Here is a 12207-nt window from a genome sequence, read left to right as displayed (position 1 = left end):
GCGTCACCCACCTGGTGGCCAGGCGGCTGCTGGACTACTCGCACCTGCTCGGCGGGCTGGTGGTGACCTCGCGGGACTTCCACTAGATTGCTTGACGGCTCCAAATGCTTGCAGTTGAGTCAAGTTTGTTGTCGTTGTCGTTGTCGTTGTCGTTGCGTAATCGACTACCCGACCACGACCACGACCACGAGCAGAGACTTCGACCCGGTTCCTCGGCTCCGGCCTCACCCCGGTTGACGCCTGCAAAATTGGCTGAAACGGGGTACTACCCGTCATAGTGAAAACGGCAGCCGATGACGATCAGATCCTCGTCGGTCGCGCGATGAACGAGTCTGTGCGTGTCGTCGATACGTCGAGACCAGTAGCCGGAAAGGCTGCCGCGCAATGGCTCGGGCTTGCCCAGACCGGCGAACGGCTCGCGCGCCGCGTCCTCGATCAGGGCGTTGATGCGCTTCAGGGTCTTCCTGTCCTGGCCCTGCCAGTACAGATACGCCTCCCAGGCGTCCGGCACGAAGCGGATGGCGCGCACGGTCAAGTGCCGTTTCGATCGGTGTCCGGATCGATCAGGGGCCGGGGCCGTGCCGCCCCGTCCCGATCCTGCCGGATCGCGCGCGCGAGCGCCTCGGCGTTCGCGGGCGTGGAGAGCAGATGCAGCGTCTCCATGAGGCTGTTGTAGTGGTCCAGCGACATGACCACCGCATCGCCGTCGGCGTCGCGGCGGCTGATCACGGTCACGTCCGCATCGCGCACGACCGCATCGAGCACCGACTTCAGCGCGTTGCGGGCATGGGAGTAGGTGACGACTTTCATAGGGTAGACCTGAGCAGGAAGTTGGACAAGTATACATCGCCCATCCTCGACTCGCTGGCGCACCAGAGGCCGAAGGTCTCGCTCTGACCGCTTGAGCATCGTCTCTGGCCGCCCAATAGTCGGCGCAGGCACAAGCAACAGGGCAACAGCACGATGCAACGCCTACCGATTCTCTGTGTGATACGTCATGGCGAGACCGAGTGGTCGCGCTCGCATCGGCACACCGGCCGAACCGATATCCCGCTGACCGAACGGGGCGAACGGGAAGCGCGCCGCGTGCCCGCCGAGCTGGAGCGGGTGCTGCCGGGGGCGGAGCCCGAGCTCGTCCTGGCAAGCCCGCTGCAACGCGCCGCCCGCACCGCGGAGCTGGCGGGGTTCGGCGCGGGGATGCAACTGGAGCCGGACCTGATGGAGTGGGACTACGGCGACTACGAGGGCATCACCACCGACGAGATCCATGAACAGGCGCCGGGCTGGCAGCTGTTTACGGACGGCTGTCCCAACGGCGAGCAGCCGGCGGACGTGGGCACCCGCGCCCAGCGCATGGTCGAGACCGTGCGCGCCGCGGGCACCGACGCACTGGTGTTCTCGCACGGGCATTTCAGCCGCGTGCTGGCCGCCTGCTGGCTGGGCCTGCCGCCGGAGTATGGCCGCTTCCTAACGCTGGACACGGCCGCCATCAGCCTGCTGGGCTACGAGCACAACCTGAGCGAGCCGGCGATCCTGCGATGGAACGATACGCACCACCTGGACTAGTGCACTCATGCGGAAGTATCGAGGCCACTCTCAAAGCCGCTCGCGGCGCTGATCCGTGTCGACCTGGAGGCCGATACTCCGGCCGCGGGTCGCGATGGCCGGAGTGTCGCCCTCCAGGGCGACACAGATCCTCGCGGCACGTCCGTGCCAGCGCACCAGCCACAGAACGCGCTCTGGCCGTCCCGGAGGCACGGACGGGGTCTCGTCAGTAGGCGGCCTGCCTGGCGCACGGCTCCGGTGTATCGATAGCAAAGCCGCAGCTTCGCTCCGTGATCGAGATCGTCGCCGTGGCGCTTGCCCAGCCCCGGCGTTGCGCCAGGGCATCCGCCCACGCGAGCAGTCCTTGCAGCGCGAGCCCCAAGGCGCCTCGGCGTGCATGGTCGAGCCCGTGATTGCGGTAACACCCACGCGCTGCGGCTGCCCGCGTTTCGCCGAGCTCGAAGAACCGGGCAATCAGCCGTTGCCGCAGCGCCGGCGCGCCCAGTTGCGCCGCGAGGGTGGCGATGACATCCCGGTCATCATGTGTTCCCGCGGGTACCAACGCCGCGAGGTCAGGCGGCAGAAACGAGCGCAGCGGCTCACCGACCGCGCGGCCCTGCATCAGGTCCTCATCCACCATCTGCGCGATATCCGGCGTCGGATCGGCGCCGGTGCGCGCCGCGAGCTGCAGCAGGGCAACCGCCTCGTTGCGGTGTCCGCTGGTGCCGAGACCGCACAGGGCATGGTCCAGGATGTCGTGCACGAACACAGAGGTCGGGATGCGCTCACCGGTGGCGGCCGTGGACGCAATGATCTCCGGGTCCGCGACGGCGTCGGCGAGCTTCCAGCCCCGGGCGCCGAAGCCATCCTGCCAACTGCGCCGGTAGACACAGGCCAGGCGCACGGGTGCGCGCGCCTCAGTCATGCCGGCGCTCATCCCAGACCACCCGCAACACCGCGATGCCGTCCCTGCCGGCGCTGACCGCACAGCCATCGCACTCCGTTCGCACCGGCCGGCGGGTACAACCGTGGCAGCCCGCGAGGAACGTCTGCGCCCGGGCGATGTCGGCCCGCTGCTCTGCAATGGCCTCCGCCTGCTGTTGCAGCTCCAAGTCCATCGCCCGCAACTGCGAGGCCACCTCGCGGCTCGCGGCGTCCCCCGTGTCGCTCCCTGGCCGGACACCGGCGAGCAGGGCCAGTCGCTCCAGCGAAAAGCCCAGGCGCGTGAGCGCCAGCAGGGCGGCGAAGCGGGCCTCGTCCTCCGCGTCGTAGCGGCGCGTGCCGCCGGGCGAGCGGCGTGGATGCACCAGCCCCTGCTCCTCGTAGAACCGCAGCGTGCGCACCGTCGTGCCCAAGCGCTCGGCGATGGCGCCGATCTTCGAGCTCACAGATCCACCAGCCGCGCGTGGTAGCCGCGCTCACGCACGGCCTGCAGCACCACGTGCGGCGGCACCCGGTCCGCGTCGGCCGGGCAGAAGAGCAGATGCGGTTTAGCGGATACATGCGACGGCGCAGTCAACCCCAGACTGCGCTCCAGATGGGCGAGCAAGGCCCGGCGCGCGTCGGCGTCGAGGGGTTCCTGGATATGCAGCAACAGGTCGCGGGACATGGGTACATCCTCCGGCAGTCAAAGCGGAGGACATTTTCTAACGTTAACGTGAGATATTTGTCAAGGGCGGGCAGGCTGAGCAACGCCAGCGCGGGCGCCAAGGCTCCCGCCGACCAGGAGGGCACTCTGAAGAGCAACTCCGAAACACGCAAAAGGCGCGAAAATGCCTGATCTCGTAGAAATGCGCCCTTTTTCGCGTGTTTCGTGCATTTCGTAGTGACAAAATTCCAGTCCCTCCAGGGCAGCCGTGCTGTTCAGTCCTGACATGGCTGGCGAGATGGTTGGAAACTCATCTGCGGATTCACTCGCGAGGATCTCGCCAGGGTGGATTGGCGGCAACTCCAGGGGGCGTCCCGCTCAGTGGGCTTCGGTGATTTGGTGCGGCTCATCGGCGGACTCCGCCTGCTCTCCGGCCGCCGCGGGCGTCTGTCTCACCAGTCTGCGAATCAGGAGTCGTACTGCCATGAAGCCGATCAAGACCCCGCTCGCCGGCGCCATCGCGCTGGCCCTGGCCGCCATGCTGCCCGCGGTCGCCGATGCCACCTGGACCACCCGCACCGACCTCGAGGTCACCCAGAGCCGGCTCTTCTACGACCGCGCGCAGGGCGCCTATTACGTCGAGGCAAGGCTGGTGAACCGGGGCGGCAACGCCCTGACCGGGCCGCTGCGGATCATCGTCGAGCGCGCGACCCTGAGCATCCTGGGCGCCGATGGCGAGGATGGCGGACAGGCGTATTTCGAGGTCGAGCCCGCCGGGGACGGTCTGGCGCCCGGCGCCAGCACCGGCTTCGTGCGTATCGCGATGCAGCGCGCCGGCCGCGGGTACCCGTCGCTGACGCTGCGCGGGGAGATCGACGACACGCCCTACGCGCTTCAGTTGCTGCACGCCTCCGACATCGACAGCACCGCCGCGACCCTGGCGCTGCAGAACGTCAAGGGCTTCTCGGCCTTCCTGAACCACTTCCGCGGTGACGCCACCTATCCCAACACCGTCACGCTCAGCTCCGGCGACAACTGGATTCCCGGGCCGCGCTACAGCGCCGCCGCCGACGACAGCCTGGCGGCGTTGCTCGGCGTGCCGGGCAACGGCCGCGGCGATGTGGCCATGCTGAACGCCATGGGCTTCCAGGCGTCCACCCTGGGCAACCACGAGCTGGACCAGGGCACGGCGGCCTTCGTGGCCGACATCGGCGCCGCGACCGACGCTGGCAGCACCTGGGCGGGCGCGCGGTTCCCGTACGTCAGCACCAACCTGGACTTCAGCACGGACGCCAGCACCGCGCCCTTCGTCGTGGCTAACGGCCAGGACGCGGCGAGCATCCCGCACGGCCTCGCCGGCTGGGCCACCATCGACGTCAATGGCCAGATCATCGGCGTTGTCGGTGCCACGACGCCGGCGCTCGGCAACATCACCAGCCCGGGCGGCATCGGCATTGCCCCGGCCAGCTTCGACGACACCGATTCCGCCGACCTCGACGCGCTCGCGGCCGAGATCCAGCCCGCGGTGGACGCCCTGACCGCGCGCGGCATCAACAAGGTCATCCTGCTTGCGCACATGCAGCAGATCGCCATCGAGAAGGCGCTGGCACCAAGGCTGCGAGATGTCGACATCATCGTGGCCGGCGGCTCCAACACCCTGCTGTCGGACAGCAGCGACGTGCTGCGCCCCGGCGACACCAGTCTGGGCACCTATCCGGTCGAGCTGACCGCCGCCGACGGCGAGCCGGTGCTCGTGGTCAACACCGACGGCGACTACAAGTACTTGGGCCGCCTGGTGTCGGACTTTAGTGTCGATGGCCTGATCGACACGGCCGGCCTGGATACGGCTGTCAATGGCGTCTACGCCACCACGGCTGACCGGCTCGCCGAATACGGCCTGAGCACGGCCGATGCCGACCCGACGGTGACCGCGATCGCTAACCAGTTGCTCGCGGTGGTGGACGCGCTGGATGGCAACACCTTGGGCCTGAGCCAGGTCTACCTCGATGGCCGGCGCGGTACCGTGCGCACGGAGGAGTCGAACCTCGGCGACCTGACTGCCGACGCCAATCTGTGGCTGGCGCGGCAGACCGATCCGAGCGTGCAGGTATCCATCAAGAACGGCGGCGGCATCCGCGCCGACATCGGCCAGGTGAGCTATCCGCCCGGCTCCACGGACCGCAGCGACCTCACCTACCTGCCGCCGGAGCACGGCGAAGTCAGTCAGCTCGACGCCCAGTCGGCGCTCGCCTTCAACAACGGCCTGACGCTCGTAACGCTCACCGCCGCACAGCTCCAGGCGGTCATCGAGCATGGCGTCGCGGCGTCGTCGCTGGACCCGGCCAACACCCAGGGCCGCTTCCCGCAGGTGGCCGGCATCCGTTTCAGCTGGAACCCGTCCCTGCCCGCCGGCAGCCGTGTGCGCTCCCTGGCCGTGGGCGACGACAGCGGTGCCGTGATCGACAGCGTCGTCGAGGACGGCAGCCTGGTGGGCGACCCGGACCGCACCTTCCGCGTCGTCACGCTGGACTTCATGGCCAGCGGCGGCGACGGCTATCCGTTCCCGAGCACCGACCGGGTCGACTTGGCGAAAGACGACACCGCCCCGCGCACCGGCCTGTTCACCTTCGCCGCGGATGGCAGCGAGCAGGACGCCTTCGCCGAGTACCTGGGCACCTTCTTCGCCGAGGTGGGCTACGACCGGGCCGAGACCGATGCCCTGGACGACCCGCGCAGCCAGAACCTGGGCCTCGAGGACAAGACCGAACCGTCGCCGATCCGCCGGCCGGTCCCGTGAATCTGTCCAGGTTCAATGCCAGCGATCGCGTCGAGCATGACGCGCGTCGCCGTGGGAGCGGCGTCCTCGCCGCGATTGCCGGCGTACATTAAGTCGGGAAAATGTCGCAACCCTCTCGATTCGGCATCCTCGCGGTGCTGGCATGGGCTAATATCGACGGTCCCGCAAAACCAGCCGACCGCACACGCGACCCGTTTTGAAAACCGCCAGCATTGCTCACCGGGTCGTGGACTTCCTGCGCCGGTGGCCGCCTTTCCAGTACTTCGACGACGACGAGCTGTTTGCGCTGGTGGGCGCTGGGCGCGTGGTGTTCCATGAGCGCGACGAGGTGGTGTTCATGCAGGGCGGCCGGCTCAAGCCGTACGTCTACGTGATCCAGCAAGGGGCGGTGCGCCTGTCCGAGCAGAGCGAGGACGGCACCGAGCAGCTCCGGGACGTGCGCGGCGAGGGCGACCTGCTCGGTACCGGGCGCTATCTCGGCATCGGCGAGCACATCTACACCGCCCACGCCGAGTCGGACGTGATCCTCTACGCGCTGCCGGCGGACGCATTCTGGGAGACGGTGAAGCGCTATCCGCGGGCGAGCCGCTTCCTGGCCACCTATTTCTCGATCGCCATCCTGCCGTCGGCGCTGGAGCTGCGCGAGGAGCGTAGCGACGAGCTGCGCATCGGCCGCCGCCCGGTGGACTGGATGTCGCGTCCCGTGGATCAGCCGGCGCGGCCGGTGACCTGCGTTCCCGGGACGGCGGCGCGCGAGGTGGCGCGGTTGTTGGCGGAGCGGGAGTGTGAGGCCGCCGTGGTGCTGGACGAGCAGGGTGCACCGCTCGGGGTCATCACGCCGCGCCTGCTGAGCGACCGCGTCGCCAGCGGCCGGCTGCCGCCGGACACGCCGGCGCGCGAGCTGATGCGCCGCGTGTACGCGGTGGCGGCGCCCGGGCTGGAGGCGGGTGACTACCTGTCGCAGATGTTGATCCGGCAGACCGATCACCTGGTGCTTACCGCCAATGGCCGTCTCGACGGCCCCTTCGCCGGTGTGCTGACCCGGCGCGACCTGACCCGCGTGGAGGGCGCCGCGCCGCTCGCCATCATCGAGGACATGGCCCGCGCGCCGCGCATCTCGGAGCTGGCCGCGCTGCGCGCCCAGGCCGAGCGCGTGCTTGCCGCCGGTCTCACCGGGCCGGCCGCCACACGCTGGCTCGCGCCCATGGCCGGCGCCTTCAACGCCGCGGTGCTGCGCCGCGCCGTGGGGCTGGTGGAGGGCGCCTTGGCCGAGCAGGGGCTGGAGTCGCCGAATCTCGATCATTGCTGGGTCTTCTTCGGCGCGGCGGCCCGCAACGAGCTCTTCACCCGGCACGACCTCGACCACGGCCTCATCTACGACGACCCGGACCCGGACCACGCCCGCAGCGCTCGCGCGTACTTCCTGGAGCTGGGCCGGCGGGTCAGCGCGGCGCTGGCAGCGTGCGGCTTCGTCACCAGCGCCAAGGCCATCAGTGCCGGGCACCCGAGCGCCTGCCGCTCCGTGCGGGAGTGGGAGCGCGCTTTCGGCAACTGGATTGCCGAGCCCATCGAGAGCTGCGTCTACCGTGCTACGTCCATGTTCGACATGCGTCCCGTGCACGGCGACTGCCGGCTGGTGGATCGCCTGGAGCAGCATATCCACGGCGAGGAGGCCCGTCACCCGCGGTTCGTGCCGCTGCTCCTGCATGACTCCATGGCCAACCTGCCGCCGCTGACCTTCTTCCGCGGCCTGGTGGTAGACGACGAGGGGGATTACACCGAGGTGCTGGACTTGCAGCGCGCCACCTTGCAGCCGGTGGTGGACATCGCCCGGGCATTGGCGCTGGACTGCGGCCAACAGCTACCGACGACCCTGGACCGGCTCCAGGTGCTGAGCCCCGAGGACGACGAGGCGGCACTCCTGATCCGCGAGACCGCGGCCGCCTTCCGCACCGCCCTGTATCATCGCGCCCGCACCGGCTACACCACCGGCACCGACGGCAGTCGGGTGGATCCGGCCAAGCTCACCCGCTTGGAGCAAAATCTGCTCAAGTCCGGCTTCCGCACGGTGCTGCGGCTGATGGAGTACACCGGACGCCGCTATGGCTTGACGCCGCGGCGTTGAGCCCGCCCCGTGGGAGCGCCGTCTCCGGCGCGAATCGGTGTTGCCGTGGGAGCGCCGTCCCCGGCGCGATGACGGACGCGCGATCGCCGACGAGCGGCCGCTCCCTCGGCGCAGCATCGGCAGAATTGTGAGCGCTATGACTCGATTGACCTCCGCCCTGTCCGCCTATCGTGCCGCTTTCACCGGCACCTGGCCGGATGCGACGGCGCCGGAGCAAGTGCGCTTCGTGGTGCTGGACTGCGAGACCACGGGGCTCGACCCGCGGCGCGATCGCATCGTCAGCATCGGCGCCGTGGCGGTGAGCGGTGGCGAGATCGACCTCGGCGACACCTTCGAGGCGCTGCTGCGGGTGCTGCACAACACCGCCGCGACCCTGGTACACGGCATCACCCGCGACGAGACCCGCGAGGGTGTCGGCGAGGACGAGGCACTCGCCGGCTTGCTGGACTACCTGCGCGACGGTGTCATCGTCGGCCACCACATCGGCCATGATCTGGCCATGATCGACGCGGCCCTGGCGCGCCACCAGGCGCCCGGCCTGCTGAACCGGCACCTCGATACCGGCCTGCTGGCGCTGTTGCTGGAGGCCGACGGCGCCTTCGCCGGGCAGGCGCCGCTCGACGACCTGTCTCTGGACGGGCTCTGCCGGCGTTTCGACATCGCCCCCTATGACCGTCACACCGCGCCCGGCGATGCGTTTCTGACCGCGCAGATCCTGCTACGGTTGCTTCGGCTTGCGGCACGGAACGGGCGCGGTACCCTGGACACGCTGCTGGAGCGGCCGAAACTGGAAGACGCGTAGGCCGCGCGAATGCTTGCGACATTTCCGCGCCAGTGCACTGGTGCAGCGCTTCTCCTAATGTCGTGGTCGAGTATCCGACCAAAACAATGAGCAGAGATTTTGACCAGGTTCCTCGATATCGTGCTGGGCGCCAGTGGTCGGTCGCTGCTCGGCGCAGTTGTACTAGCCCCTGTTTCCTTCTCTGGGACCTCACCAATGCGCACCTTCAGTTGTCAGGTCTGCGGTCAGCCGGTCTACTTCGAGAACTCCATCTGCACCCATTGCGGTACGACACTGGGCTTCCTGCCGGACCGGCTGCGCCTGTCCGCGCTGCAGCAGGAGAGCGATGGTCTGTGGCACGTACCGTCGCCATGGCGCGCGACTGACGAGGGTGTGGCGGTACCCGGCCTGTTCGCGCGTTGGCTCGGCAGACACCCGGCGCCCGCGGCGGCGCCCATCGCCGAGACGCCGCCGGTACCGAGGGCCTACCGCAAGTGCGCCAACTACGAGCAGCACGAAGTCTGCAATTGGATGGTGCCGGCCGATAGCGCGGAGGCGTTCTGCGCCGCCTGCCGGCCGAACCAGTTGGTCCCGAACCTGGGGCGGCCCGGCAACCTGGAGAAGTGGTATCGCTTGGAGCGCAGCAAGCGCCGGCTCGCCTACGGACTGCTGCGGCTTGGGTTGCCGGTGCGCACCAAGGCGGAGGACCCGGCGGGTGGGCTCGGCTTCGCGTTCCTGTCCAACCTGGACGCCGCGCCCGGGGAGCCCGTGATGACCGGCCACGACAATGGGCTCATCACCATCAACATCGACGAGGCGGACGCGGCGCTGCGCGAGCGCATGCGCCTCGACATGGACGAGAAGTACCGCACCCTGCTCGGTCACTTCCGCCACGAGATCGCCCACTACTACTGGGATCTGCTGATTCGCGACGGTGCACGGCTGGACGCGTTCAGGGATGTCTTTGGCGACGAGCGGTTGGACTACGGCCAGGCGCTGGACAACCACTACGCCAATGGCCCACCGCCGGACTGGCAGAACCGCTTCGTCAGCGCCTACGCCGCCTCACACCCGTGGGAAGACTGGGCGGAGACCTTTGCCCACTATCTGCACATCGTGGACACGCTGGAGACCAGCGAGCACTTCGGCGTGCGCATCGCACGGCGCCTGGGCGACGGCACCGTGCAGCGCTCGGACCCGGACTTCGATCCCTACACCATCGACGACTTCGCGCCCATCATCGAAGACTGGCTGCCCCTGACCTTCGCGCTCAACAGCTTAAGCCGCAGCATGGGACAGCCGGACATGTACCCCTTCGTACTGTCAGAGGCCGTAATCGAGAAGCTGACCTATGTGCACCGGGTGGCGCGTGAGAGTCGGGTGCGGGGCTAGCGCACCTCCGCCGTGCTGCCCTCGATGGCATGCTCGGGCTCGGCGCGGCCGTCGATGTGCCTGGCCAGGAAGCGCTCCATGTGCGCGAAGGCATCGAGCCGGTTCTCCGGCCGCGCGAAGCCGTGGCCCTCGTCCGGGAAGACGATGTAGGTGACGGGCAGGCCCTTTTCGCGCATGGCACCGACGATCTGGTCGCTCTCGGCCATCTTCACCCGCGGGTCGTTGGCGCCCTGGAGCACCATCAGCGGGGCGTCGATCTGGTCCACGTGGAAGAGCGGCGAGATGCGCTGGTTCAGGGCCGGGTCGTGCTCCACGTCGCCGACGCGCAGCACCAACTCCTTCTTGGCCGGTGCCCAGTAGGGCGGAATGGACTCGAACAAGGTCTTGATATTGGACGGGCCGACGATGTCCACGCCGCAGGCGTAGAGGTCCGGCGTGAAGGCGAGCCCCGCCAGCGCCGCGTAGCCGCCGTAGGAGCCGCCGAGGATGCACACCCGCTTCGGGTCGGCGATGCCCTGGCCGATGGCCCATGCGACGGCATCGCTGAGATCGTGCTGCATGTCGCCGACGCCCCATTGGCCGTTGCCGGCGTTGAGGAACGCCTTGCCATAGCCGGTGGAGCCGCGGAAGTTGACCTGCACCACCGCGTAGCCGCGGTTGGCGAGCCATTGCGCCTGCGGGTCGTAGCCCCAGTGATCCCGTGCCCAGGGGCCGCCGTGCACCAGCAGCACCATGGGCAGCGGTGCCGCGGGCTTGTCGCCGGCGACGTTGGCGGGCAGGGTGACATAGCCGGGCAGGGTGAGCCCGTCGCGGGCGGTGATCTCCACCGGGCGCATGTTGGCCAGCCGGTACTCGTTCAGCTCCGGGCGGGTGACGAACAAGAGCTTCGCCTGCCGCGGGCTGTTCTCGCCTTGGCGGGTGTAGAGGTAATAGCTGACGGGACCGTCATCCGGCTGGTAGGCGACGATCCAGCGATCGTCGGCGAGGGTGCGGTCGGCGATGGACAGCGTGCCGTCGGCGACGCCGCGCAGGTAGTCGAAGTCCGGCTTCAGGCTCTCGTCCAGCAGCGTCCACTCGGGCTTCAGGTAGTCGAACTCCACCGCCTGGATGCGGTGCTCGGTGGGGTGAACCTCGACGGCGTCCACGTCGCTCTTGGCGTCGGATGCGAGCTCTTCCAGCGTCTTCCCGGTCTTCGGGTCCACCGCCAGCAGCCGGGTCGTGTCGCTGCCGAGTGAGCTGGTGATGAAGAGCTTGTCACCGGACTGGTCGAAGTCGTAGGCACCGCCGTTCTCGCCGAACGGGAAGCGGATCAGGTCCCGCCAGGGGGCGTCGCCGCTGTCGCGCACGCGGATGATGGTGTCGCCGGTCTTCGGGTCCTGCGCCTCGGCGGCACGGATGCGGAAGTCGGCATCGGTGAGCCAGCCGAGCACGTCGCCCGGGTTTTCGGTATCGAGCGTGACCTCGCCGCTGACGAGATCGATGCGGTACATGTCGAAGACGCTCGGGTCGCGCTTGTTGAGGCCCACCAGGAGCTCGCGGGGGTGCTCGGGGTCGGTGATGAGGTTCTCCGCGCGCACGCCGTCGAAGGGCGTCAGATCGCGGGTCTCGCCGCCGTCGAGGTCCACGGCATACAGGTGCCAGTTCTCGTCGCCGCCCTGGTCCTGCAGGTAGAACACCCGCTTGCCGTCCTCAGACCAGCCGTGGAAGCGGATGCCGCGCACCGTATCGTTGGTGATCTGGCGGGGCTCCTTCGACCCGTCCGCCGGCTGCACCCAGACGTTGAGCACGCCCTGCTCGGACGGCGCGAGCCAGCTCAGGTACTCGCCGGTGGGCGCGATGCGCGCCTGCGTGCGGGTCGGATTGCCGAACAGCACCTCCAGCGGGATCAGCGGCGGTAGGTCGGCGTTGGGCGTGGCGTTGTCGTCGGCGGCGGAGGTCATGTTGGCGGTGGTCATCAGGAAAATCGCTGTCAAGGCTGA

Annotated in this window: 11 protein-coding genes; 5 read left to right on the top strand and 6 right to left on the bottom strand. The window is 68.6% G+C overall.

Translation table 11 applies throughout. From position 1 onward, the window contains the following. Positions 1-265: 265 nt before the first annotated feature. Positions 266-535: a Txe/YoeB family addiction module toxin gene (locus LJE69_RS09240; RefSeq protein ID WP_296924163.1), complete on the bottom strand. Its 270-nt coding sequence runs from the start codon at positions 533-535 to the stop codon at positions 266-268. Further along, positions 532-810 carry a type II toxin-antitoxin system Phd/YefM family antitoxin gene (locus tag LJE69_RS09235; protein WP_296924161.1) on the bottom strand — a complete coding sequence of 93 codons (279 nt, stop codon included), beginning with the start codon at positions 808-810 and terminating at the stop codon, positions 532-534. The genes LJE69_RS09240 and LJE69_RS09235 overlap by 4 nt, the downstream gene beginning before the upstream one ends. 153 nt (positions 811-963) lie before the next feature. Between LJE69_RS09235 and LJE69_RS09230 the strand changes: the two genes are divergently transcribed. Next, positions 964-1566 (top strand): histidine phosphatase family protein, encoded by a 603-nt coding sequence (locus tag LJE69_RS09230; protein ID WP_296924159.1) that lies wholly within the window; start codon positions 964-966, stop codon positions 1564-1566. Positions 1567-1771: 205 nt separating this feature from the next. Here LJE69_RS09230 and LJE69_RS09225 read toward each other — a convergent pair whose 3' ends face one another. Genes LJE69_RS09225 through LJE69_RS09215 form a run of 3 tightly spaced genes read right to left on the bottom strand, consistent with a single transcriptional unit; the run spans position 1772 to position 3154 of the window. Then, on the bottom strand, positions 1772-2470 hold the full coding sequence (locus LJE69_RS09225) for a hypothetical protein (RefSeq protein WP_296924157.1): 699 nt from the start codon (positions 2468-2470) through the stop codon (positions 1772-1774). Next, positions 2463-2933: a MerR family transcriptional regulator gene (locus tag LJE69_RS09220; RefSeq protein WP_296924155.1), complete on the bottom strand. Its 471-nt coding sequence runs from the start codon at positions 2931-2933 to the stop codon at positions 2463-2465. The genes LJE69_RS09225 and LJE69_RS09220 overlap by 8 nt, the downstream gene beginning before the upstream one ends. Continuing rightward, on the bottom strand, positions 2930-3154 hold the full coding sequence (locus LJE69_RS09215; protein WP_296924153.1) for a hypothetical protein: 225 nt from the start codon (positions 3152-3154) through the stop codon (positions 2930-2932). The genes LJE69_RS09220 and LJE69_RS09215 overlap by 4 nt, the downstream gene beginning before the upstream one ends. A 463-nt stretch (positions 3155-3617) precedes the next feature. On the opposite strand from LJE69_RS09215, the gene LJE69_RS09210 reads away from it, so the two are divergent. The 4 genes from LJE69_RS09210 (at position 3618) to LJE69_RS09195 (ending at position 10228) form a co-directional block, all read left to right on the top strand. Further along, a complete protein-coding gene (locus tag LJE69_RS09210; RefSeq protein WP_296924151.1) occupies positions 3618-5930 on the top strand; it encodes a 5'-nucleotidase C-terminal domain-containing protein in 2313 nt (770 codons plus the stop codon). Positions 5931-6126: 196 nt separating this feature from the next. Then, positions 6127-8055: a DUF294 nucleotidyltransferase-like domain-containing protein gene (locus tag LJE69_RS09205; RefSeq protein ID WP_296924149.1), complete on the top strand. Its 1929-nt coding sequence runs from the start codon at positions 6127-6129 to the stop codon at positions 8053-8055. 136 nt (positions 8056-8191) lie between these two features. Beyond that, entirely contained in the window at positions 8192-8857 is a 666-nt protein-coding gene (locus LJE69_RS09200; protein ID WP_296924147.1) for a 3'-5' exonuclease, read from the top strand. Between the two features lie 195 nt (positions 8858-9052). After that, the gene (locus LJE69_RS09195; RefSeq protein ID WP_296924145.1) at positions 9053-10228 is read left to right on the top strand and encodes a putative zinc-binding peptidase; all 1176 of its coding nucleotides are present in this window, start codon (positions 9053-9055) and stop codon (positions 10226-10228) included. Here LJE69_RS09195 and LJE69_RS09190 read toward each other — a convergent pair. Further along, positions 10225-12207 (bottom strand): S9 family peptidase (locus LJE69_RS09190; RefSeq protein ID WP_296924143.1); only part of this gene is annotated, 1983 nt, incomplete at its 5' end. The genes LJE69_RS09195 and LJE69_RS09190 overlap by 4 nt on opposite strands.

This window comes from Thiohalocapsa sp., from assembly GCF_022340605.1.
Classification (GTDB): domain Bacteria; phylum Pseudomonadota; class Gammaproteobacteria; order Chromatiales; family Chromatiaceae; genus Thiohalocapsa.
Note: the sequence above shows the minus strand (reverse complement) of the source record. Positions and strands in the feature narration are given on the sequence as shown.

Excerpts from the sequence above, each read along its gene's own strand:
- LJE69_RS09195 (WP_296924145.1), top strand. The coding sequence starts at position 9,053 with ATGCGCACCTTCAGTTGTCAGGTCTGCGGTCAGCCGGTCTACTTCGAG.
- LJE69_RS09230 (WP_296924159.1), top strand. The coding sequence starts at position 964 with ATGCAACGCCTACCGATTCTCTGTGTGATACGTCATGGCGAGACCGAG.
- LJE69_RS09200 (WP_296924147.1), top strand. The coding sequence starts at position 8,192 with ATGACTCGATTGACCTCCGCCCTGTCCGCCTATCGTGCCGCTTTCACC.
- LJE69_RS09225 (WP_296924157.1), bottom strand. The coding sequence starts at position 2,470 with ATGACTGAGGCGCGCGCACCCGTGCGCCTGGCCTGTGTCTACCGGCGC.
- LJE69_RS09235 (WP_296924161.1), bottom strand. The coding sequence starts at position 810 with ATGAAAGTCGTCACCTACTCCCATGCCCGCAACGCGCTGAAGTCGGTG.
- LJE69_RS09210 (WP_296924151.1), top strand. The coding sequence starts at position 3,618 with ATGAAGCCGATCAAGACCCCGCTCGCCGGCGCCATCGCGCTGGCCCTG.
- LJE69_RS09215 (WP_296924153.1), bottom strand. The coding sequence starts at position 3,154 with ATGTCCCGCGACCTGTTGCTGCATATCCAGGAACCCCTCGACGCCGAC.